Annotated in this window: 17 protein-coding genes and 1 pseudogene; 5 read left to right on the forward strand and 13 right to left on the reverse strand. The window is 39.9% G+C overall.

Translation table 11 applies throughout. The features are described 5' to 3' along the window. Nucleotides 1–307: 307 nt before the first annotated feature. From RM049_RS33195 to RM049_RS33215, 5 genes are all read right to left on the reverse strand, one after another. Nucleotides 308–3,601: an efflux RND transporter permease subunit gene (locus tag RM049_RS33195; protein WP_322707220.1), complete on the reverse strand. Its 3,294-nt coding sequence runs from the start codon at nucleotides 3,599–3,601 to the stop codon at nucleotides 308–310. 18 nt (nucleotides 3,602–3,619) lie between these two features. Further along, on the reverse strand, nucleotides 3,620–4,882 hold the full coding sequence (locus RM049_RS33200) for an efflux RND transporter periplasmic adaptor subunit (protein ID WP_322707221.1): 1,263 nt from the start codon (nucleotides 4,880–4,882) through the stop codon (nucleotides 3,620–3,622). A 912-nt stretch (nucleotides 4,883–5,794) separates the two neighbouring features. After that, a complete protein-coding gene (locus RM049_RS33205; protein WP_322691445.1) occupies nucleotides 5,795–6,181 on the reverse strand; it encodes a signal peptidase I in 387 nt (128 codons plus the stop codon). Beyond that, nucleotides 6,171–7,250 (reverse strand): galactokinase, encoded by a 1,080-nt coding sequence (galK, locus tag RM049_RS33210; protein ID WP_322707222.1) that lies wholly within the window; start codon nucleotides 7,248–7,250, stop codon nucleotides 6,171–6,173. The genes RM049_RS33205 and galK overlap by 11 nt, the downstream gene beginning before the upstream one ends. Before the next feature lie 5 nt (nucleotides 7,251–7,255). Next, nucleotides 7,256–8,344, reverse strand: coding sequence for a M24 family metallopeptidase (locus RM049_RS33215; RefSeq protein WP_322686037.1), 1,089 nt, complete (start codon nucleotides 8,342–8,344; stop codon nucleotides 7,256–7,258). A gap of 365 nt (nucleotides 8,345–8,709) precedes the next feature. Between RM049_RS33215 and RM049_RS33220 the strand changes: the two genes are divergently transcribed. Both RM049_RS33220 and RM049_RS39455 read left to right on the forward strand, forming a co-directional pair. Then, the gene (locus tag RM049_RS33220; RefSeq protein ID WP_322707223.1) at nucleotides 8,710–8,991 is read left to right on the forward strand and encodes a hypothetical protein; all 282 of its coding nucleotides are present in this window, start codon (nucleotides 8,710–8,712) and stop codon (nucleotides 8,989–8,991) included. A gap of 449 nt (nucleotides 8,992–9,440) precedes the next feature. Next, nucleotides 9,441–9,521 (forward strand): annotated as a pseudogene (locus tag RM049_RS39455) (hypothetical protein); the annotation flags it as partial. A gap of 428 nt (nucleotides 9,522–9,949) precedes the next feature. Here RM049_RS39455 and RM049_RS33225 read toward each other — a convergent pair. From RM049_RS33225 to RM049_RS33235, 3 genes are all read right to left on the reverse strand, one after another. Continuing rightward, a complete protein-coding gene (locus RM049_RS33225) occupies nucleotides 9,950–10,162 on the reverse strand; it encodes a hypothetical protein (RefSeq protein WP_322672767.1) in 213 nt (70 codons plus the stop codon). A gap of 300 nt (nucleotides 10,163–10,462) precedes the next feature. Next, entirely contained in the window at nucleotides 10,463–11,278 is an 816-nt protein-coding gene (locus RM049_RS33230) for an alpha/beta hydrolase (protein ID WP_322686035.1), read from the reverse strand. A 55-nt stretch (nucleotides 11,279–11,333) separates the two neighbouring features. Beyond that, complete coding sequence (locus tag RM049_RS33235; RefSeq protein ID WP_094350326.1) at nucleotides 11,334–11,726, reverse strand: carboxymuconolactone decarboxylase family protein; 393 nt, start codon at nucleotides 11,724–11,726, stop codon at nucleotides 11,334–11,336. Between the two features lie 203 nt (nucleotides 11,727–11,929). Between RM049_RS33235 and RM049_RS33240 the strand changes: the two genes are divergently transcribed. Beyond that, nucleotides 11,930–12,346, forward strand: a complete 417-nt coding sequence (locus RM049_RS33240) for a (2Fe-2S) ferredoxin domain-containing protein (protein WP_322707224.1) — start codon at nucleotides 11,930–11,932, stop codon at nucleotides 12,344–12,346. 268 nt (nucleotides 12,347–12,614) lie between these two features. Here the strand turns inward: RM049_RS33240 and RM049_RS33245 are convergent, their stop codons facing one another. From RM049_RS33245 to RM049_RS33255, 3 genes are all read right to left on the reverse strand, one after another. After that, a complete protein-coding gene (locus RM049_RS33245; protein ID WP_322672764.1) occupies nucleotides 12,615–13,274 on the reverse strand; it encodes a nuclear transport factor 2 family protein in 660 nt (219 codons plus the stop codon). Between the two features lie 441 nt (nucleotides 13,275–13,715). Next, complete coding sequence (locus RM049_RS33250; RefSeq protein ID WP_322707225.1) at nucleotides 13,716–19,142, reverse strand: AAA family ATPase; 5,427 nt, start codon at nucleotides 19,140–19,142, stop codon at nucleotides 13,716–13,718. A gap of 184 nt (nucleotides 19,143–19,326) precedes the next feature. Then, a complete protein-coding gene (locus RM049_RS33255) occupies nucleotides 19,327–19,863 on the reverse strand; it encodes a nucleotidyltransferase family protein (protein ID WP_322707226.1) in 537 nt (178 codons plus the stop codon). A 498-nt stretch (nucleotides 19,864–20,361) separates the two neighbouring features. Between RM049_RS33255 and RM049_RS33260 the strand changes: the two genes are divergently transcribed. Beyond that, complete coding sequence (locus RM049_RS33260; protein ID WP_322707227.1) at nucleotides 20,362–20,817, forward strand: GFA family protein; 456 nt, start codon at nucleotides 20,362–20,364, stop codon at nucleotides 20,815–20,817. 340 nt (nucleotides 20,818–21,157) lie between these two features. After that, nucleotides 21,158–21,835 carry a cob(I)yrinic acid a,c-diamide adenosyltransferase gene (gene cobO, locus RM049_RS33265; RefSeq protein WP_322707228.1) on the forward strand — a complete coding sequence of 226 codons (678 nt, stop codon included), beginning with the start codon at nucleotides 21,158–21,160 and terminating at the stop codon, nucleotides 21,833–21,835. 367 nt (nucleotides 21,836–22,202) lie between these two features. On the opposite strand, the gene RM049_RS33270 is transcribed toward cobO, so the two are convergent. Both RM049_RS33270 and RM049_RS33275 read right to left on the reverse strand, forming a co-directional pair. After that, nucleotides 22,203–22,946 carry a peptidoglycan-binding domain-containing protein gene (locus RM049_RS33270; RefSeq protein ID WP_322707229.1) on the reverse strand — a complete coding sequence of 248 codons (744 nt, stop codon included), beginning with the start codon at nucleotides 22,944–22,946 and terminating at the stop codon, nucleotides 22,203–22,205. 260 nt (nucleotides 22,947–23,206) lie between these two features. Continuing rightward, on the reverse strand, nucleotides 23,207–24,790 hold the full coding sequence (locus tag RM049_RS33275) for a hydantoinase B/oxoprolinase family protein (protein WP_322707230.1): 1,584 nt from the start codon (nucleotides 24,788–24,790) through the stop codon (nucleotides 23,207–23,209). Nucleotides 24,791–24,792: the final 2 nt, after the last annotated feature.

Raw genomic sequence — 24,792 nt, forward strand, 5'->3', positions numbered from 1 at the left:
AATACAAGCCGATGTATTAACAAGGCCGCGGCCGCATTCACAATACAAGCCGATGTATTAACAAGGCCGCGGCCGCATTCACAATACAAGCCGATGTATTAACAAGGCCGCGGCCGCATTCACAATACAAGCCGATGTATTAACAAGGCCGCGGCCGCATTCACAATACAAGCCAATGTATTAACAAGGCCGCCGATGTATTAACAATAGACCTCTTGCAAAAAGCAATGAAAGCAAGAGGTCTAATAACCAATCTTTTGTCTTGACGGCGATTCATCGCGTTTCTTGCCTTAACCCTATTCCTTTTTTACTTACTCGAATCATTACGTTTGTTATCATCAGCATTCTGCTTGATAATTACAGATGAATGTTGATGAGCGTTCGTCGTTCGCGCAGCGTCTCCGACTGGAGTTGGCATCGCTCTTGATTGTCCATCTTCGTTTCCATCTGGGGATGGCGGTTGGGAAGGTTTAGCAGGTTTTTTCTTCAAGAAGCGTTCTTCCAAAGTCTTGATGATTACGTACAGGACTGGAACAATCAGCAAACTCAAAATCGTTGCTACGAGTAGCCCGCCAAATAAGGCTGTTCCTAACGACCAACGCGAGGCAGAACCGGCTCCGGTGGCAATTACCAGGGGGAAAAATCCCAGCAAGGAAGCGCTTGAAGTCATCACAATTGGACGAAATCTTTCTTGCGCTGCGGTTACGGCTGCTTGTCGAATTGTCATACCTTGTTCAAGACCTTGATTGGCAAACTCGACGATCAAAATCGCGTTCTTTGACGCTAATCCAATCAGCATCACTAACGCCACGTTTGCGTAGACATCATTCACCAAACCGCGCAAAGATAAGGCACTTAATGCGCCTAACAACGCTAACGGTACAGTTAACAAAATAATCGCCGGATCGATATAACTTTCATACTGAGCAGCCAGCGTCAGAAACACCATAATGATCCCGAAGCCAAAAATCAAAATCCCCAAGTTACCTGCACTTAATTCTTCGCGGGCAGTTCCAATCCAATCACTGCCAACACCTGGTGTTGCTGCTTCAGCCACCGCTTGTTGCATTGCTTGAATCGCCTGTCCACTACTGTAGCCCGATGCTTCTCTACCTTGTAAATCGATCGCGCGGAAGCCGTTGTAATGGGAAATTACTGATGGGCCTGTAGTAGGTGTGATTTTTGCGACCTCACTCAATGGAACCATTTGGTTATTTGCCGATCGCACATAAAGCCGCTGAATATCATCTGGCGATCGCCGATAGTTGGCATCTGCTTGAACATACACGCGGTAGCTACGCTGTCCCAATGTAAAATCGTTAACATACTGGGAGCCAATTGCAGCTCCAAGTGTGTTCACAGCTTGTTGAAAATCGATGTTAAGTGCTTCTAAACGAGTGCGATCGAAGTCAATTTGAAACTGTGGTGTACTAGCAGTAAACTGGGTAAAAACGCCGCCTTTGAGCGCTGGTTTTTGATTTGCTTGGGCTAGCACCGCTTGAGCATTCGCAAAAAAATCATTGATTGTTAATCTTCCGTTGGTACGGTCTTCTAGCTGTAACTCAAATCCCCCTAACGTACTAAAGCCTTGAATTGGTGGGGGACTGACTGCGGTGATAATAGCTTCTGGAATCGTTGCAAATTCTTTATTGATTCGGGCTAAAATTCCAGAGGCAGTTTGATCGGGTTGAGTGCGCTCCTCCCACGGCTTGAGTTTTGCAAAGAAGACACCGCGATTTGAGCCACTACCGGCAAAGCCAAATCCCGAAGTGGCGAAAACGTTACTCACCTCTGGTTCTTTTTCGAGAATTTGTTCGAGTTTGGTAATTACTTGGTCGGTATAGTTGAGAGCAACTCCATCTGGCCCTTGAATAATACCTAAGACAATTCCCTGGTCTTCACTCGGAACAAATCCGGTGGGAACATGGGTAAACATAAAATAAGTTGCAGCTAAACCAACCACAAATAATCCGATTACCGCATAGCGAACGCGAATTAGAAAATTCACGATCGCTAAATACTTGTCAATAATCCATTGTAAAATTTGATTGAAACGACCAAAAAACCAGCCAAGCGGGCCGCGTGCAGGTCGAGGCGGGCGGAGCAAAATTGCCGATATACTCGGACTAAAGGAAAGAGCATTAAACGTTGAGATGGCGATTGAAAAAGCAATAATCAACGCGAACTGTTGATACATCTTTCCTGTCGAACCTGGGAAAAATGCCACCGGGATAAACACCGCCATCAATACCAACGACGTTGAAACTACCGCTCCGGTAAGTTCATCCATTGCCTCGACTGATGCTTGCAGTGGTCGCATTCCCTGTTCAACTTTGCGGGCGATCGCTTCAACAACGATAATCGCATCATCTACAACTAATCCTGTTGCCAAAATTAAGCCGAATAACGTCAAATTATTCAACGAAAATTTAAATATATAAGCGAATGTTAACGCCCCAATCAGTGAAACAGGAATGGAAACCAGGGGAATAATTGTGGCTCGCCAGTTTTGCAGAAACAGAAAAATCACCAGTACGACAAGAGCGATCGCTTCAACTAGTGTTTTCAATACTTCTTCGAGTGACGCTTGCACAAATCCCACGGTATCGTAGACAATCTGAGCTTTTAAACCTGGTGGAAAGTCTTTCATCAACTCATTCATCTGAGCCTGAACATTTTTCGCCACATCCAGGGCGTTACTACCAGGTAACTGATAAATTGCTATCCCAATCGACGGCTTACCATTATTTCTGGCATTGCTGCTGTAAGTCTCCGAGCCAAGTTCTGCACGACCTACATCTTGAAGTTTAATTAAACTGCCATTACTTCCGGCTTGAATAACGAGATTTTCAAACTCTGACGCATTTTTAAATTGACCATTGACTCGCAACGGAATTTCATAACTTTGACCTGGAGGGATAGGCGATTGACCTAATGTTCCGGCTCCGGCGAGAATGTTTTGCGATCGCAATGCCGTAGCAACATCTGTCACAGTTAAGCCTCGACTCGCCAGTGCATTCGGATCGAGCCACAACCGCATTGCATATTGCTTTTCACCAAAAATTGTTAAATCCCCAACTCCCGGCGTTCTCAGCAGTTGATCTCGCAAATTCAGATCGATATAGTTACTAATAAACAGCGCGTCATACTCATTATTTTCGGGATAAAGAGCATAGACTAACAAAATACTTGTAGAAGATGTTTGTGCTGTCACGCCGAATTGTTGCACCGTTGTTGGTAAGCGAGGTGTAGCACGGGCGAGACGATTTTGGACGTTAACTTGAGCAATATTTTTATCTACCTGCGACCCGAAATATACTGAAATTTGGCTACTACCTGCTGAACTGTTCGAGGTCATGTATTGCATTCCCTCAACGCCGTTAATTTGTCGCTCCAGCGTAGTTGTCACCGCAGTTTCGACAGTTTCCACATCCGCCCCAGTATAGGAAGCTGAAACTTGAACGCGAATCGGTGCAATATCTGGCAAGTAATTAAGCGGCAGCAACGGAATACACACACCACCGACAATCAGAATCAGTAGAGTGCAAACGGTAGTTAATACCGGGCGTTTAATGAAGGTATTCGCGATCGAAAAAATCATAAATTATCGATCCTGGATTTATGACACTGGTTGGATTGGTGCGCCTTCTCTAAGTTTAAGAATGCCAGAAGTTACAATCGTTTCGCCGGATTTAAGCCCATCGATAACTTGATAATTGGGCCCTTGAATATCTCCCAGGCGCACTAAACGCTGATGCACAACTTGCTGCTGTTGTCCATTGACGGTTTTGTTTTCGGTGACAAACACAAAACTTTGTCCACCAATGCGAGAAATTGCAACGGTGGGAATCAATATACCTGGTTGTCGATTCCAAATCACGCGAGCTCTAACATATTGTCCATCGCGCAATCGCCCTTGTGAATTCCGAAAGCGGGCTTTACTCAAAACTGACTGTTGATTTGAACTTACATTTGGAGAAATGTAGCTAATCGCACCTGTACCAAGCACTTGCTGGGTGGTGGGATCGATTAGCTGCACGGGTAAGTTCGTTTGTAATTGGCGCGATCGATTTGAGGGTATAGAAAGATTGAGATCCAGTGAATCGTTTTGTGTGAGTGTGGTGATTGTTTGGCCGATGTTGACATAATCTCCAACCTTGACCGGAAATTCACTAACTACGCCAGTAATGGGTGCTACCACTTGCTTGAAATTGAGGCTGACTCGCGCCGCAGCCGTGCTTGCTTGAGCTTGGCGGATGTTTGCCTGTGCTTGGCGGACGGCTGCCCTAGCTGCTGCGACTTGCTTTTCGGAAGTTTGCAGGTCTGCTTGAGCAGTTTGTAAATTATTTCTACCAATGTCTAACTCTTGTCTTGCTATGGCTCCTTCGTTGACCAACTGTTGGCTACGATTGAACTGTGTCCGTTGCAGTTGAACATTTGCAGCCGCTTTGGTGCGTTGGGCTTCGGCTTGTTGTTGCTCTGCTTGAGCAGTAGCTAATGCTGCTTGCACCGAATTAGCAGCTGCGATCGCACTGGTGACATTGGCCTGAGCCTGATCTAAACTCAAAGACGCGATCGGCGTACCCTGCTGCACTCGCTGACCGCTCGACACGAGAATTGATTCGATTCGTCCTTGAGTTTGGGGCTGTAGTATGACTTTTTGTTGCGCTTCCAACGATCCCACAAACTCGGAACTTTCTTCGATTGTGCCTGCGTCAATTTTTTGAAGTTTTACTGGCAATGCTGGCGGGCTTTGAGCATTTGCTGCCGGATCGTTTTTTTGACAACCACTCGTCAATGCTGTGAGCATTAGTACGATAACTAATACTGGATTTGCGAGTAAAAAGTTTAAGTGTTTAAGTAGATAATTACGTTTTAGCATGAAACCAAATGCTGATTAGTTAAATCTAGGACTTACGCACGAGTTACGGAATAACGTAGACGCTTCGGCTTGCCGCAGGCTACCGCAGAGGCACAGAGAAGCCAGTGCGCCCTTGCGGTTCCTCGACTTGTTCGCTTTTAGCGTTCCCGCAGGGTAGCAACTGGCATGGCACGGAGAAATCAGAGTTTGAGAGATATTTTGCGTAAGTTCTAAAATCTATACACTGTATAATTTTTCCGTCTCAATCCAAAGGATTAAGAAAGCCTCCAGCTTTGCTGCAAGACAGCAGAATTCAGAAGTAATCGATTACTTATTAAACCGGAATCACCCCACCCCCAACCCCTCCGCAGGCGGGGAGGGGAGACAAAGCACAGCTTTGGCGGGGTGGGGTTCTTTTATTACGGGTAATTTGGCGGACATGATATAAAACAGGTTTTATACCTGGCTTTGAAACTTAGCTTGTGTACTTCACTAACTTGAAATCCGCAATAAACTTTCTATATGTCTAGATATTTTATCGATCGCATTAGATGCATCTTTCATCGCATCACAGCTTTACGTCAAACAAACTTATCTCCAAAAAATCTTTAGCTTAATACTACGTGAGTTCGACGGATTAAAAAAAATACCAAAGATAGAGATAATTAAGTTTGTAGGGTAGATATCAAAGATTTTTGAAAATGATAAATAAGTAAGTCGGCACAATAAAAGCAAACTATGTAAAGAAAAGTAAAGAAGGCTTAAACTCTTTTTCCTTCTGCTTCTGCCCGATCGCAACGATAATTATTTAAGCCAACCTACTTAAGTATCTGACTTTGTATCTTAAATCCGATGTTGAAAAGCAAAGTAGTCCTGACAAATGAAGGAGCATCGAACCTAATTAAAATTAATTATGCTCAATTACTTAGCAAACTAAGGCTTTGACACTCCAGCCAATTCAACACTATCTCCTGGCTTTGAAGGCCATCTGACAGTCAAAATAGTGCAGTCGGACTCAGCAATCCACCAATGGGACACACCCGCACACCAAAGAACATAATCACCTTCACGAGATAATAAAATTTCTCTATCTTCAAATTGCAGCCGAAATTCTCCGTGAATGAGAATTGAAAGCGTCGCAGCTTGGTTATTTACCGCCCATTCAGTTCTACTTTCACCTGCTTTGTGAACAGCCCATTTTACTTCTAGCATTTCCGTGGAACGTGGATCGTCTTCAGGGGTGATAAAGTGACCCATGAACCATCCCCAACGATTTACACCTTCAACGCCTGCGTTTCCATAAACAACTTTAGGCTGCATCACTTAACTCCAAAGAAGGAACCAAAATTTGTCCGGTGTAACCTGCTTGCTTGTATTGTTCAAGAACATGAGTTGCAATATTTCTTCCTTCACCAGCCGCAACCAAAGCGACACAAGCACCACCAAAACCAGCACCTGTCAGCCTTGCACCAAACACTCCCCGAGTATTTTGCAACAATTCGACTAGAGTATCCAGCGCAGGTACGGACACTTCGTAATCGTCTCTCAAACTGGCGTGGGATGCGTTCATCAATTCGCCAAAGCGCTCAGATGTTACTCCCTGCAATACTTCCAAGACGCGGTTATCTTCTGTAACCACATGACGGGCACGACGGCGTAGAGGTTCGGGCAGTTTTTCTGTTACCTCAACGTCAGTAATATCTCGTAGTGCTTTAACTCCTAGCGATCGCGCCGCCTCTTCACACTCAGCCCGACGCTGGTTATAACCGCTACTTGCCAGGGTGCGAGGTACGCCGCTATCAATAACCAAAATCTCTGCATTCTCAGGCAAAGGCATCACCCGGCGTTCTAAAGTCCGAGTATCTAAAAACAAGATATGCTCAGTATCAGCCAAACTAGAAGCCATCTGATCCATGATGCCGCATTGCACGCCAGCATATTGAATTTCTGCTTGCTGGGCGAATTGGGCAATTTCAACGTCATCAATGGGAAGCTTCAGAAGTTGTCGTAATCCCCGCAGCGTTGCCACTTCCAAAGCCGCGCTACTAGACAAACCCGAACCCATCGGAACCGATGATTTCACGTATACAGAAAGCGATGGTATTGTGTGTCCTGCTTTTTGCAAAACCTCAATACAGCCAAAAATATAACTGGCAAATCCAGACGGGGTATGATTGTCTAAAATGCTCACTTGCTCGTTGAGATTTTCCGAGTAAAAGTGATGGTGGTCATCGCTACTCAAACCTAGCTCTACCGTCGTAGATTGAGGAATCGCAGTTGGCAAAACGAAGCCATCGTTATAGTCGGTATGTTCGCCTAGTAAATTTACTCTTCCTGGCGCACTGGCTTCAGTTTCAGGTGGTTTACCAAATACTTGTTGAAAGTCCATAATTTTTAATTGTACAAAGGTACAGGGCGTAACCTTCCTTCTACCTCAACATTAGGAAAATTTGGATCGAAAGTTAAATTTTCCAACTTTCCATCCTTGAGAATCACAAAAGTATCTTCAACCTTTGCCCCTGGTAAACTAGGGTTCCAAGCAACAGCAATACCTTCTGTCAAAGTATCAGTAGTAGTTGGATTTGCGACGATTTCTCGCGCTAAATATCCAGTGGTTCCTCCCTGGTGGTGTTCGCGGATGGCATTAGGAAATCCATGCTGCTCATAAGCCTGAGCTAGGGCGTGATAAACTGCATCGAGACTGGTTCCGGGTTGGCACAAATTCAAAACTACTGCTTCTATTTCGCGCACATGGGAATGTAATTCGGCTCGTTCGTCTGAAAGCTTACCAAAACAAACAAATCGCGTTAGATTTGCATACAAACCGTAACCTCTTGCGCAAAACACCAGCATCGCTTGCTGTCCAATCTGTTCTCCGGTGGCTGTTGCATGACGGTATAGCGGTAAACGTCTTTCACCCGCTACCAGTGTCAGCGCTGGATGCAACCCTTTCGCCCATAAAGCCTCTGCACCTGCACCCGCTAACTGATATTCTGTCCAAGTTGGCTTGGCGGCTTTGAGTACCTCTGTCATTGCCTGACTAGCTTTTTGCCCGACTTGACGATATCGCTCTAATTCACTTGACATCATTACCCGTTTATGATTTTGCAGAGTTGGGGGTAACGGTTTTTCTAAATTGGAGATGGGGCGATCGCTAATTGTTTTTCCACCACCAGTTACATCACGAACAAAAGACTCACGGGCAGCATAATCAGCCCAAGGGTTCACATATACCCTAAAATTAGCTGGCAGTTCTTCATCCTGAAGACGCTGCGCTTCAATTTCATCCGTCAATACCCAGGCATCTTCGGTAGTTACTAATACTTCTGCTACACCAGTTTCAGCAGTCAGCAGCACGGTATTAGAAGCGCCAGCCGTCACCCAGGCAAACCAGTCTGTACCACGCAAACGCAGGCCTTGCACTTCGGATTCATGCAAGGTTTGTCTGATTAATTCGAGCTTTTTGGAGACTTCCTCATTCATACAAAATTAGTAACTACATGATGAATACAGACAATTATGAGATTCATCTGTGTTTATATGCGTATGTCTATGGTTTGAAAAAAACGTGAGTACGGTATTATATCGAGTTTGGCATTTCAATATTTACAACTAGTACTTATAATCCCTTGGCCTTTTTCTCTGTAAAGCATCACTAGTAAATATACTCACTTCGCCGAATTAGTAATTTTCTAAAAACTCAAAAATTTAAATTTCATCCAGTTGCTTAGAAAAGTGTATTTGTCATTACAGATCGACTTTACATTGACTAACCCCTTTAGGCGAACCGCACATCAAGCCAAGGTAGTTCTCAAGAACGATGTAAGCGTTAGCCAATATTTGAAACTATGAAAGCACAAAAGCTAGAAGGACACGAAAAAAAGCCCATGAAATCCCAAGAGACTCAAAACAAAATAACAGAAAATAATATTCCTCTGCCAGAGAACACAGCTAGCGATATGAATCCTCAAGAAACCGGGAAATCTGAGCCTATTACTCAAGCACAAAGGGATAGTGTAATCACCAATCAGGACTTACCTAATCCACTAGTTCGCTATGGTTTTACGCTGGTTATATTGGCTACTTTCTTATTTGTTGTCGCCATTTACTACGGAATTGTTAACCCCTAATTAATTTAACTGACTTAGGTTTCATAATAAGTACAAATTACTAGGATTACAGCTTACTAACTACTTCTATAGCAATCCTAAATCATTCGTGAGAGAGAAAATCGCTGAAAGGCTTTAAAACACCCACTTTTAATCTCAGTGTTTTCTCACGTTTCAATTCGGATTGCTATAGATAAAGGTGAGCTTAATTTTTTGTTTTATTTTGCTAAAAAATCATTATTCTTATGCCACATACTTACAAAATATTAAGCTCATTTTAATAAAAAATTTGGTAAGCTTTGGAGCTTTGACACTGTATTTAAGACTAGAAGTTCATTTAATACAAATATACTCCAATAGTTAGATGGAAATGGCAGTCATTAATTAGTTTATTACTTCTATGGAAATGAATTGCATCATACCGTCTAATATGTAAGTCTAAGAATTAAACCTGTTTTATCCTCAATACTCATCACCATTTAGCGATCGCAGTCATCTTTATCGTTGCCGGTCACCAGTACCGGACTAACTTCGGCATTGGTCACAGCATCTGACCTTAGCTATCTCCCCCTCTATCCCGTCCGGTTAAAGGGGGATTTTTGTATATTCAATACCTTCGCCAAAAAAAAGAAATTGATTATATGAGGTGCGCTAGCAAAGCGTAATACCAATTCACTAAAGTTATGAAACAGATGTAAACCCTGAAAAACTTGATCTCTCTAAGTTTTTTAATTGTGTTAGCGTAGCGGGGCAAAGTTAGACGTAGTAGCGTGACATGCTTAAAATGTTGGGTTTAAAAAACTCACAAAGACTAAAATCTAATCATTAACAGAATTATTCAACCCAATAAATTCAACTTGCCGCGCTTGTAGATTGGGTTGCGCTCCGCTCCACCCAACCTACAATTTTTTTGCAATATTTTAGCCTTGCCATGCCACTACGCATATTTCAAAAATCAAATATGAGTACTATAGTTACTTCAGGTACTAGTATTTGATTTTTCACCTGGACGTTCGGTAGCAGGAGGAAACTTAACACTTTCTTCGACTCTATGGACTTCTGTGTTAGTTTGCTCTTCCGACAAGAGATCATCAGGGTTTAATGATTTATCAGCAGCATCATCAATTACTCCATTGGCATTAACATTGGGTTTATCAGAAGTTCCTTTATGGCTAGCATGTCCACTGGGCATAACTATTACCTGTCATTTTTATAACTAAACATCCCCAGACTAAACTTTTTTGTTTAGAAAAATACACTATCAGAAGGCTTATAGCAAAACTATCAGAATCCAGTCTAGAGTTATATAGATTTCTCGTAAGGGTAGAGCAATACTCATTGATGTCAACTTAAGCAAAAAGGTTGCAGAAGATGTCATCTAAGAACATCTGGTTTGATGTTCTTAGTGATACATCATGAATAAAAAACGTCCAGCGCGACTCGGCAACCCAGACCTGCGTCAACAAAAACCTTCTACCTCTGTTGTTAATAATCAAAAATTGCTATAAGTTGGCTTCAACTTCCCCAGAAATTTGAGTATGGCTGAAACTACAGCATCCGGCGACTCAATCAAGAAGCCGTGACCACCGCGTTCGATGACTACAAGTTCAGCATTGGGAATACCTTGAGCAAGTTGTTGAGAAAACTTTAGCGGAGTGAGAATATCTTGTTTACCAACCAGAACTAAGGTAGGACAATGAATTTCTTGGAGGCGGTCTATTGTGTTACTACTAAGGATGGCTTGGCTGTGATGATAAAGTGAATGAGTTGCAGGCGGGAAAGGATATCTGATAGCAAATTCAATTAGACCTTCGATCGTGTCAGGAATTGAGTAGAACGTATCTGTAAATATCCAGGGCAAGATAACTTTTTCATAAAGTTTTAGGTCTACATTGCTAGGAAGTTCGCCCCAAGTCTCAATGATGCTGTTGAATAATGCATCACCTTTTGCCAAAGATGAAAGTAGTATCAGACTTTTTACCTTTTCAGGGTGTGCTAACACTAGCTCTTGAGCTATCTGACTACCCATTGAATGACCTGCTAAATGCACCCTATCGATGCCGATGCGATCGAGCAATGCTGCAACGTCACTAGCCATCTGCTTCAGACTATAGGGGTTTTCGGGAGCAGAACTTCTCCCCATACCTCGGTTATCCAAGCGAATGACTTGATACTGCGAAACCAGCGATGGCATAATCAGCGACCAATAAGCATGATCGCAAAGAAAGCCAGCTATTAATAGCAAAGGCTCACCTGTTCCCTTAATGTCGTAGAACAAATCAATCCCGTTAATCTGAACCTTGGGCATAGTAAATGATTTTGCTAAACCTTATTTTTAAGTAGGGATAGACAAGGCTAAATTCCTACGTCTTGAATTTCTCGTCCACCGGAATTTGATAGCCATTGGCGAGGCGATTGGTCATATTAGCAGTAGCTGCGATCGCCATTAGTTCCCCAAACATAGTATCATTCATACCCTTGGCACGTGCTGCCGCTGTGTGCGAGGCGATGCAATACTCACAGCCATTCGTTGCACTCACAGCAATATAAATCAGTTCGCGCATCAGTGGATCGATCTCACCAGGGCTAACCATCACTTCCTTCAACGCTTGCCACGTTCGTTGCAGGGTGGGAGGATGGTTGGCTATGGCTTTCCAAAAGTTATTGATGTAGTCATTCTGACGTGTAACGCGGATGTCGTCATACACTGCACGTACTTCGTCGCTGGCTTCTTCGTATTCAATCAGCTTAGTCATGTTTTGATTCCATATAGTTTCCCCAGCGAGTGGGAACCCCTAGATTGTAATACTGAGTTGCAATTAAAGATAGTAATATCATGTCCCTTTGACATCCCGTCTACAAACGACTTGGCATAGACTAGCATTTCTTGGGCGATCTACTAGAACAGACTAAACAGGAAATTTACACTATCTTGTCAGATAAATAGGTGGGGTAGTCTATGAAAAAATTCCTACAGCGTATTAAAGCATTACTCAAACGTATCCTCAAGAGGTCTGCATCCAATTTTCAGCAACTACCACCTCTAATAAATACTCGATTAGAAACTTCTATTTCAACTGTTTCTCCCCGATGGGAATCTGGTTTGGTGCTTGTGTGTTCGCAATGTGCAAACGAGCGGTTAGGCTCAACCGCTTCCGAAGATTTAGAGAATTGGTTGAAATCTCGTTTAAAGTTTGAGGGATTATGGGGTGATATTCGGGTAGTTAGCACCAGTTGTTTAGGAGTTTGTCCCCGGATGGGCATTACTGTAGTTATTGTAAGTAATGGAAGTCACGGTAATAGTCCGTGCTTAATTGTAAATCCTCAAAGCGATCGCGAACTTCTTTATTCATATATCAAGCAGAATAAAAGCTGACTGCAAAGGTTTACTAAAGCTTAAAATTATTTAATTCAGAACTGTATTTTATCTTGCACTATATTTGGCTCAAAGACTTATTGTATCATCGTTAAGAGCCTCAAGCTCTTAACGAGTTGGGGCAAGGGCTGTATCTTAACAAGTGTGCCATTCGCTCAAGTGGCAAATAAAAAAGGGAGTGAATATTTTAATTCACCCCTTTTTTCAGTTATCAGGGAGGTAAAGAATACTTATCTAACCCGTATTCGTGTTATTCCAATCTAAAGAATTATTCTTTTAAACGAGGTATATTTGGTCTGACAAAGGTAGCTGAAGAATTAGTACTTCGAGCATTAGCGTTTGAAGAAGTAGTTGGCGAACTGAGATTCAAGAAATCGATGAGTTTAAGGGTACGATTACGAATTTTCCAGCGTCCATTTCTGTTAACGACTTGATCTTCATAAGTGCCATTAGCGACATCAATGCTGGTTTCCGAGCGTTTGTGAGTCGCATGGAGATAAGAAGTCATCGTTGCTTGATTATTTTGAATTGAAATGTTTATTGTACCCATCAAGTGTTGAGTAGCCGTGTAACCATTTCCTTGAAATACTGAATAGACAAAATCTGCCCAAGAATCTGTCCCATAATTTGTTTGAGTTGCCCCATCAGGAAAAATGGCGGTAAGGACTGAATCTTGAGTAAAACAATCCCGATAAATATTTTTTCCTTCTTGGAGATTTCCTCTACCAATAGCGTCAGTTCCCAGGGCGTAACAGGATGTTAATTTTTGAATTTCTAATTCTGCATTAGGTTGAGTTGCACTTGCTACCTCAAACTTACCTCCAACAAACAGCACAAGAATAACTGCAAGCGCAATTAAAGTTATACGATTTAACAGGAACGAAATAGCTTTTGAAACTATTCCCCCATTTTCTCTTCTTTTTTCCACAAGATGATTCCCTCAATTATTTACGATTTTTGCATCTTGTACTTTACTACAAACTAAAGTTTGGGCTAATATTTTTAGCCTATCAAAACTGTCTAATATGCTTGTAGACTTCACTAGTAATTGAGTTTTATATCTACTAAAAATCTTTTTTCTAGTAAATGATAAAGCTAGTACATACAAGAGTTGATGTATACAATTAGTTATAACAGTTAATTAATAAGTTACAAGTGCTAATTGTAACTAACTTTGTATTGATTTGATTAAGTAATAAAGTCACTACTTACATACAGGACTTACGCAACCATCACCCTTGAGAAACAGTAAATTTATCGGAAATTCACTTTATCAAAATTGCCAATGCAGATATAAACTAATTTAATCAAGAATACTGCAAAGCATCCGCACCCATACCGAAATTTAAGGAAAACTATTAAAAATTCCTTATCCCCCCAAAATTGGAATAGAAATTATAAATTGTGTTCCTTGTCCCAAGACTGATTCGCAAATCAAATTTCCACCATGATTTTCAACTATAATTTGCCGACTAATGGATAATCCTAATCCCGTACCTTTTCCTACACATTTGGTAGTAAATAAATGTTCAAAAATGCATTCTTTAACTGCTTCAGGCATTCCTTTGGCATTATCTTGAATCTTAATTACCACCTTGTCATTATCTACTTGTAGAGAAGTCTCAATAGTAATAATATTAGGATACTTTTCTTGAATTTCTAAAAAATCACGACCGATATTTGCTTCTTCTAAAGCATCGATTGCATTTGCAATAATATTCATAAACACCTGATTCAATTGTCCCAAATAGCATTTCACTGATGGGATATCTGCATAGTGCTTAATAATCTTAATTGCTGGACGATTACGATCGGCTTTCAGACGATGTTGTAAAATCATCAAGGTACTATCAATACCTTCATGGATATTAGCTAATACTTTGGAGGTAGTATCAGCACGAGAAAAAGTACGGAGAGAGGTACTAATATTACGAATGCGCTGTGTCCCTACTGTCATTCCATCAATCATTTTTGGTAAATCTTTTAGCAGAAAATCTATATCTATCTCTTCAGCTTTTTCTTCAATTTCAGCGCCAGGATTGGGGAATTTTTCTCGGTACAGTTGCAGATAGTCTATTAAATCTTTAACAATATCTTTTGCTTGGGCAATACTACCTGTAATAAAACCAATGGGATTGTTTATTTCGTGTGCTACACCTGCAACTAAATTACCCAGAGAAGACATTTTTTCACTTTGGATAAGTTGTAGTTGCGCCTCTTGTAAATCTTTTATCGATTGTTCTAACTCTTTAGATTTATCTTGCGCCTTTGTGTACAAACTGGCATTTTCTATTGCAATAGCCATTTGAGAAACTAAGACTTTTAATACCTCTACCCTTTCTGGAACAAAAGCCCCTGATGATAACTGGTTTTCTAAATAAATAATACCAGTAAGCTGTGATTGGTACATAATCGGCAAACAAAAGATTGATTTTGTTCGAGATTTTTGGATATAGATATCAAAATTAAAAGGCTCTGTAACTATTGCATCATTTAATACAATATATTGCTGAGTTCGGAGAACGTAATTAATCACAGACAGTGGTAAATCTTGATAGGTTTCAACCGGAATAGAACGTAAAACCGTCACTACATCATCAGTAGCATTTCCAGAAGCTTCAATATACAAATGATTATCTTTAAATAAGAGTAGTGCTGCTTTTTGGGCAGCAGCATTTTCTAGTAAAATTTGGATTAGCTTACCCAATAAATTTTCTAAAACAATTTCATTAGTAATCGCTTGTGAAAATTTGATGAATGCATTAAAATCTAGAAAATCGCTTAAGCTGTTATTGGTAGTAGTGTTAGTGGTAATATGAGTTGTATCAAGTTTTGAACTAGTGTTTTCTATGGTAGTAGTTTGTCCTACTAGAAAAACATACTTTGATTCTAAGTGTTTAACTTTGGCGATCGCACCCCAACGAATATAGGCATAATAGGCTTTAGTTATATAAGTTTGATGAATTAATTCTTTACCTAGAAACTGATAAAATTTTCCAGCTAACTCATAGGCTAAAGCTTCTTCTTGGAGAAAACCGTTTGCTTGAGATTTGGCAATCGAGTTTTCATAATAGTCCATTGCTTCTAGCTTTTGACCCAAAACCTGACACCGTTCTGCCTCTACGAGATAAAATCTATGTAAGTGATTGGTGGGAGCATGAGTAGCCCAGAGTTCCATCTTTTGCTGATTAGCTTGAACTTTTTCTAGAATAGCTTGCTTCTCAGACTCTTTAGCAGTATGATATATTGCCAAGTGGGCTAAAGAATCGTAGAAATAAAACACTGGGACAACAAACAACCCTGTAACACCACCTAAAGAGTTTTCTGCGATCGCAGCATTTTCTACAGCTTTAAAATACTCTCCAAATATGTAAGAGAGCATTAGCTTATTAACAAATAAATGGTTAATTGTGTAAAGGTCATTTACTTGCTGATGAATTGGCAGCATACTTTGCTCGTTGTAGGCTTCTCCAATTAAACAGTCCGCATTTTCAAAACTTCCTTTCAAGTTCAAAACTGTTTGCAAATACACTGAGTTCCAAGTGAAAGCTACTTGTTGATTGATTTTTTTCAGCGAATCACAATAAGCTATCAGTTCTTTTTCTAGAACCCAAAGTTCTTTACCCAGCCAAAATGAATGATAGGGATAAATGTAACCACAATAACCAGCATATTCTAAATCCCCAGTCTCCAGACCACTAGAATATCCTGACATTGATGATGTTAATGTCTCTCTAACATGCTCTTTCCAATGCATAACATGGGCACTAACAACCGTCAGAATTTTCGCCTTGAGTTCTTCAGCATTAAATTGTGACACTAGGTGAGAAGCTAGTTTCCCAAATTCATAGCCAGAATCAATTTCTCCTTGAATTCCACAAAGAAGTAATCCATAAAGACTATAACCATAAGCAGATACAGCTGTATTTCCATACCTTAAAGACAAATTAACCATTTTACAGACAATAATTGGCATCATTGCCGGAGCAGTTTGAAAAGCTGCAGGAAGAACTCCCATTAAGATTCTCATCGCTGCAATCTTGTTAGGATCGGTCATTAATGGTAAATTAATTAAATCTGCAATGGCTTTCCCTTTCAAAGAAACAGCAATTTCATCCATCCCCTGCTGAATATCAGTTGATGTCGGTTCGTCTGGAAAATTTATTCCTAATAATTGCAGAATTGATACTGCTATTTGAATGGCTTCCAGTTGTTTGCTTTGAATGATAGAAGCGATAATCTGTACTTCATAGACTTTCACTTTATCTAAAAGAATTTTGGCTTCTTGCTGCACCACCTTAGCCCATGTTTGCATCTGCTCAAAATCACCACCCAGATAGGCTGCCTCTGCGGCTCCTTCATATAAACCGATAGTTAAGGTATATTCCGTTTGCCAAGCATCTATATTTAAAAGTTCTATCCCATTTGTGAAGTATTTAAGAGCAGCTTCGTAAGCTGTAGAAGCTTTAGCTTTTCGTCCTGCAATTAAATTTAATCGTGCCAATTCAGTTTTTTCAGATTGCTCTATCAGGTTAACAATACCTACATTTAACTGATTGACGATATCAAAAATGTTAGCTTCTATTTCCTCTTTAGGTATATTTTGAAGAAGCAATTGCCCAATTTTCAGGTGAATAGATTTCTTAAGTTCTTCTGGAATTAAGGAATATGCTGCTTGTTGTACTCTGTCATGCAAAAACTTGTAACCCACCCGTGAAGTGTCGAAATTTAAATTAACCGCTTCTTCTTGATTAAAAACTAAAGGGATGCGGTAAGCTTCATTTAAAGGCAGAATTAATCCTGCTTGCAAAGCTGAGTGTAAATCATTTGCTGTCAAAGAAGGTGATTTTTCATTTACTATCGATAAAACATCCAAACTAAATCTGTCACCCACACATGCTGCTAATTTTAAAACATTTTGGGTGAACTGTGGTAGTTTTTCAACTCGGCTGGCAACTAATTCAACTACATTCTTATCGGTAATTCCAATTGCTTGAATATCCTCTAGACTCCATTGCCATCTAGCATTAGCAAAGTCAAATTTTAACAGTTTTTCTTGATGAAGTGCTTGAATTAGTTGTGTTATAAAAAATGGGTTTCCACCTGTTTTATTACAAATTAACTCAGCTAGTTTAATAATGTCTTGGTTAAAGACTGCTGTTTCTTCATCCTGCTTCACTTCTAATTTTTGAAGAGTTTCGGCAACTAGCTGAGTTACATTGCCTAAATTTAAGGGTTGTAATACAAGATTATTAACAACCGTCCCACTATTCTTAATCTCTTCTATCTTTTGGATTAAAGGATGCGCTGAATTAACTTCATTATCTCTATATGCACCAATAAATAAAAAGTATTTGCTATCGGTATCAGTTACGATCAGTTGAATTAGATTTAAAGTAGCTGAATCTGCCCATTGTAAATCATCTAAAAATATGACTAATGGGTGTTCTTTTTGAGTAAAAACTTGGATAAATTCTTTAAAAACATGATTGAAACGATTTTGTGATTCTGTTGCACCAATTTGGGCAACTTCCGGCTGTATACCGATAATTAATTCTACTTCTGGAATTACGTCACTAATAACTTTTCCATTTGTTCCTAAAGCTGCTAATATTTTACTACGCCATATTTCTATTTTTTCATTATTCTCGGTCAGCAAATATCGCATTAAGTAAGCGAAGGCTTGAATTAAAGAAGCATAAGGTATATTCCGTTTTAACTGGTCAAATTTACCAGAAATAAAGTACCCTTGTCTACGAGTAATTGGTTTATTAACTTCATTGACTAGAACTGATTTGCCAATCCCAGAATAACCAGAAACTAGCATCATTTCACTAGTTCCAGATGAAACTCGCTCAAATGCAGCTAAAAGTTCATTAACTTGTTCTTCACGACCATATAATTTTTGAGGAATTAATAACTGGCTCAATATATCTAAACGACCTGGCACAAAATCAGTAATGATTCCCTTTGTTTCTAACTGCTTGAGACATGATTCTAAATCTGCCAATAATCCTGTCGCACTTTGATATCTATCTTCCGCATTTTTTGCCATCAACTTCATTACAATTTTAGAGATGGCGGCAGGAATTTTTGAATTTAATGATTGCGGGTTTCTCGCTTGAACTGCAATGTGACTATAAACTACTTCTAAGGGATCTTGGCTAACAAATGGTGTTTTCTCAGTGAGCATTTCATATAAAGTCACACCAAGAGAATAAAAGTCAGTACGATAATCAAGAATGCGATTCATTCTCCCAGTTTGTTCAGGAGACATATAGGCAAGTGTGCCTTCGACGCAGTTAGGGTTATTAAATTGGGGATTTTCTTTATTGAGACGGGAGGCTATACCAAAGTCAGCGAGTTTAACAATACCTGTCTGGGAGTTAATTATGATGTTATTAGGTTTGATATCTTTATGAATAATCTGATTATTATGCAAATAATCTAAAGCTTTAGTCAGTTGAATAGCAATTTTTAAATGGTTAATTAAGTCAAGTTTTTTTGTTTGGAGCAGTTGAGATAAAGACTGGCCGCCAAAGTCTTCTAGCAATAATCCTACACGGTTTTCAAAGGTTTCTAGACTGATAGCTTTAACTATATTGGGATGGTCTAAACCTTGTTGAATTTGATACTCATTTTTAAGGCGAGTAAAGGCTTCAAGGGTCGGATATTCATTTTTAAGCAGCTTGAGGATAACTCGCTGTTGCGTCTTTGGCGTTTGTGCTTGATAAATAATTGTTTGGATTCCTTCGTGGAGAGTCGAGTTGATTTGGTATCCAGTACGATTTGGCATTGATTTTTGACTATAAAGTTATAAAATTAGTGTCATACCCATTCTGCGGTGAAAGGGGTTCTAGTTTAATTATTCCCAGCAAGATCAAATTATTAACATTGGGATTCCGTACTTAAGGTTTGTACATTAACAAGTAATTATTCTTTTGTAATAGAAACTAGTGGCTAAAATGTGATTGTAACTTTTACGCCAACCGCAGATAAGGACACTTCTGTAAAAATCCAGATGCCTTATTATGGGCATCCAAATTATGAGTATGCGTTGGCGTAGGTCGAATAATGCCATCAAATAGGTCATCCAACCCGTAGGGTGTGAAAAATTGCCATTGTCCCTGGGTATCTAGTCGAACTCCCACAGCAGTAGCGGTGTGCAGCCAATCTGTGATGCCATCCTCTGTACTAGTGTAAGGTCTGCTACCAAGCCGCCAACGAGCAAAACTGGCTTGATTTTTGACATCAAACTCGTCATCAGGAAATTGTTTTGTGAGAATCGCCTTTGCTGCTAGTTCTTGGGAACGGTTTCCCTCTATATCAAAGAATGCAATATCAAAATCTTTAATACCTAACCCACAGTCATTGCCAAAAATTGAAGACCAAACGGTGTTTCGGACTGCACCCCCGGCTAACCACCAGTTAGGTAGATTTAGTTGAGCGATCGCAGGTAATACTGTATTAATACGTGTATCAGCTAAAATAATCTGTAGACGAGTGTTACTATTCATATCAAATTCCTGGGATTAGTCAAGTAGAAGGTGAAAATATTATCATTCGCATTTCATTAAACTTACGGTATTGATAGTCCTGTTGTGACACTTGGCACGTCAATGTTTATCAGGAGAAATTCTGTATTAATAGTATAAATAAAATACGTTGCACAGAAGGTTAAATTGTGAATTTAGAATTTAGATTTATATCTAGAACCGGGTGGTAAAATGACCTATCTTTATGATTTTGGTGACAACTAGAAATTTAATATGCAGTTAGAAGCAATTAATCCACTTGATAGCAAAATCCAAAAACCGAAGATTTTAGAAGTTCACGGAAATGCACCTCAACAGTATTGGAGTTAGGATGAGTGATCAAAAGGATTTAGGAAAGTGCAGAGAATGAAAATATATTCATGTTCAGATGTCTTCTATTTGTGTCTAATAAAATCCGCTTTTATAATGAAGTAGTTTTAGTTACAATAAAACAATACAAATTCTTAGGAGATAAAAACTGTGAGTCTTCCATATACTGGAGGTTGTCAATGTGGACAGATTCGTTATGAAATTCATGCCGAACCATTAACACTTTACCTATGTCATTGTAAGGAGTGTCAAAAACAATCGTCTAGTGCCTTTGGTATGTCTCTTACAGTACTACGAGATACTGTTGTAATTATTCAAGGAAAACCGAAAGCTTGGACTCGGAAAAATGATACCGGACGTGAAGTAAATAACCTGTTTTGTGGCGACTGCGGAACGCGATTGTTCCATGAACGGACTTACAATTCAAATACTATCAATGTCAAAGCTGGAACCTTAGATGATACAAGTTGGTTACGCCCAGTGGGTAATATTTGGACACGCAGTGCCCAGTCATGGGTGATAATTTCAGACCAATTGCTCAACTATGACGGGCAACCAGAGGATACGCAACCTTTATGGGAAAAATGGAAACAAGAACATCCATAAATGCATAAGTTCTGATATTAGATATCATACTTATGATACTTAGAGTATCTAACTTCTCATTGTAATAAAGAACATAATAATAAAATTTTACTGGTAAAATACTTTAATGAACATATTAGATTATTTAAAACAGTAATAGTAAACTCAAATTATAAGTTCAGCTTGTGTATCATATATAGTTCCACCTGTGTGCAAATTATTAATAAAGCTAACACACTATTAATATTTCATATGAAAGCTTACTGGACATTTCCAATCAAGTAATGTAAGTGAAATTCGATAATTAAGACGATTTTGGTTCATTTTCAACACTTTTAACAGTTATTTCTAGACAAGCTTGATGAAAAACGATACACCACCAGAATTGAACCCAGACCAAGAAATTGGGCGCTTAATTGATGAGGTAATGTCTTCATCTCTGACTGATGAACAGTACCGGAAAAAAATGCAGCGACGCAAAGAAGTGCAAGACAAGCGCATAGCAGAAGCTGTACCAGAAAAAGGATTAATTATTGTAAATACTGGGAACGGTAAGGGTAAAACCACTGCGGCTTTGGGGATGGTGTTGCGATCGCTCGGTCATGGGTATAAAGTAGCGATCGTCCAATTCATCAAAGGTAGCTGGGAACCTTCCGAAAAAAGGGTTTTCAGCTATTGGGAAGACCAGATAGAATTTCACGCAATGGGCGAAGGCTTTACCTGGGAAACTCAAGACCGCGATCGCGATCTTGACAAAGCTAGCGCCGCCTGGGAAAAATCATTAGAATACATTCGCAACCCAGACTTTCATCTAGTGTTGTTAGACGAAATCAATATCGCCCTCAAAATGGCTTACTTACCAGTAGAAGACGTTTTAGCAGGTTTGGCGCAAAAACCCGCTAACAAACACGTTATTCTCACAGGTAGAGGCGCACCACCTGCTTTAATTGAGTGTGCTGACTTAGTAACTGAAATGACTCTAGTTAAGCACCCTTTCCGCGATCAAGGTGTAAAAGCACAACCGGGAATTGAATATTAAATCAGAATTCAGAATTCAGAACTTAGAATTCAGAATTATTAAAAAACAGGTTTCCTACTCAGCAGAGATTAGAAACCTGGTTTTTAATTCTCATATGTCATACCAATTTGAAAAAAGAATGCAACACATAGATGATATATATCACCAACCCTGCCCTTACTAAGGGGTGCGCGTCAGCGTGGGTGGGCTTATCTGTCGTAAACATTTTTTGAATTGGTATCAGATGTAAAAAAGCAGATTTCAAGTTGATGAGGTACACAAGCTAAATCTGTTATCTAGGTAGAAAGCGTATTTTGCTTCTGTTAGCGCAGCGGGGCGTAGCCCATTCTGAATTCTGAATTGAGACTTCTGCTATCAGTCCCATTTGTTACTTCTTATTCCAAAGACTTAAAAATGCTTGAGAGATAGCTGGGGTAATCTGACTTTGTAAGTGATTTAGTGCATCACGATGATTTGCATTATTATCATCATAATAAATAAACAGATTCGTCAGCTTGACAATCTCAGGATTTTGATCGTTTGTCCCCCTCCATTTGTTAGTAACTTTGTGTAAAACGTCCTTGGGTAGATTTTGTTGTAAATTATTTAACGCTGCGATGTAAGAAGGATTTTGAGGATTCTTTTGGAATTGAAAGCATAAATCTCTCAGCTTTAGTTGTGACTGAGGCGGAGTCTGGGGCTTATCTGTCAGACTAGATTGCTGTAGAATTTGACGCTGTTCAATAGTAGCAATACCATTTTCAGTTAAACCCTGAGATTTCTGAAATTTTTTGACTGCTGTATAAGTAGCCGGGCCATAAAAAGGCTTGTTTGGAGGAATTTCAGCATTGGTTGCAAAACCATGAAACTTCAATCTGTTTTGAAGCCCGATGACTGTTTCTTCCATGACAGTTCGAGTCTCTGCATCAGCATTACCATTAACCACAAGTTTTTGTGAGTACTGTTTCTGAAACTTTTTAATAGCTTCTTCAGTAGGATCGTCAGTCAAGGAGTTGTTATTCCGCTTCCAGGGAGCAAATTTAGTGAGATCCGGCTTAGGATCAATCTCAGGAGCTAAATATCCCAATCCGATCAATATGTGACGGATCACTTCAGGGCTACTAACGGCCATGCTTTTTGGTTCCTTTGCGATTAAACTACCATTTAATGTATCTTGTTTTACAAAAATTAGGTAAGTAGAAATAAACAAATCTAACATTTCTTGTTTGCAAGGCGTTCCAAAGGATAAGCAAAGTGTGACGACAAGCTGCAACTCTTTGAGACGTTAGACGTGTGCGACTACAGATAGTGAAAAAGAAAGACGACTTGCTTGAGCGTAGCGTCTCGTAGAGAAGTCGAAAGGAGCCGAAGTGCTGCCTCCTGCCTTCTTCACTAGGATTTACCAAAACCACCGCCACCAGGAGTTTCTATCACAAAAACATCCCCAGTTTTCATTTCTACCGTTGCTGTGCTGTCTAAATTTTCTTCAATTCCATTCTGACGTTGTATCCAGTTTCGTCCTACTTTTCCTGCCTCTCCATCATTTAATCCAAAGGGAGAAACAACCCGATGGCCAGAGAGAATATTAGCTGTCATCGGTTCAAGAAATCGAATGCGGCGGACAACTCCATTACCACCCGAATATTTTCCTTTGCCACCGCTATCGGGACGAAGACTAAAGCTTTCTAAAAGTACAGGATAACGAGTTTCTAAAACTTCTGGATCGGTCAAACGAGAGTTAGTCATGTGAGAATGAACACCATCAGTACCATTAAAATTAATCCCCGCGCCAGAGCCACCGCAGATAGTTTCATAATATTGATATTGCTCATTACCAAAAGTAAAATTATTCATCGTTCCTTGAGAAGCAGCCATGACACCCAAAGCACCATATAAAGCATCCACAATAGTTTGAGAAGTTTCGACATTACCCGCGACTACTGCGGCTGGATAGGTTGGGTTGAGCATACAGCCAACTGGGATAATAATTTCTAAAGGATTAAGACACCCAGCATTCAGAGGAATATTATCATCAACTAAAGTACGGAAAACATATAAAACTGCTGCTTGAGTTACAGCTTTAGGAGCATTAAAATTACTATTAAGCTGCCAAGAAGTTCCAGTAAAATCAATAGTAGCACTGCGGTTTTCTGGGTAGATGGTTACTTTAACTTTAATTTGCGCCCCATCATCCATTTTATAAGTAAATGAGCCATCCTTGAGAACTGCGATCGCACGCCTAACAGACTCCTCAGCATTAGCTTGCACAAATGTCATATAAGCTTGAACAGTGTCAATTCCGTATTGTAAAACCATTTTACAAAGTTCTTGAACTCCCCGTTCATTTGCAGCAATTTGGGCTTTAAAATCAGCGATATTTTGGTCAGGGTTACGAGCAGGATAAGTATGATTTGCAAGGTGCTGTCTGACTGTGGTTTCTTGAAAATTTCCCTCTTCGACCAAGAGGAAATTATCAAAGAGAATTCCTTCTTCTTCTACTGTGGTACTGTGGGGAGGCATAGAACCGGGAGTAATTCCACCAATATCTGCTTGATGTCCGCGAGAAGCAACAAAAAATAAAGGCATTGGGCATTGGTCATTGGGCATGGGGCATGGATTATTTTCACTATTTTCCAAAAAAACAGGGGTAATTGCAGTGACATCAGGAAGGTGGGTTCCGCCGTTATAGGGGTTATTAGATAGATAAACATTTCCCGGTTTTAGGGTGTCGCCTTTATCGTTAATTAAACTGCGGACACTTTCACTCATTGAGCCTAAATGTACAGGAATATGTGGGGCATTTGCTACTAATAATCCCGATGAGTCAAAAATTGCGCAGGAGAAATCCAGCCTTTCTTTGATATTCACTGATGTAGCGGTGTTTTGCAACACAATTCCCATTTGTTCGGCGATAAATTGATAGAGATTTTTAAAGATTTCTAAGCGAACAGGATCGGGTTGAGATGTTCTGTGCATTT

Source organism: Nostoc sp. DedQUE04 (assembly GCF_034530995.1).
In the GTDB taxonomy this organism is placed as follows: Bacteria; Cyanobacteriota; Cyanobacteriia; order Cyanobacteriales; family Nostocaceae; genus Nostoc.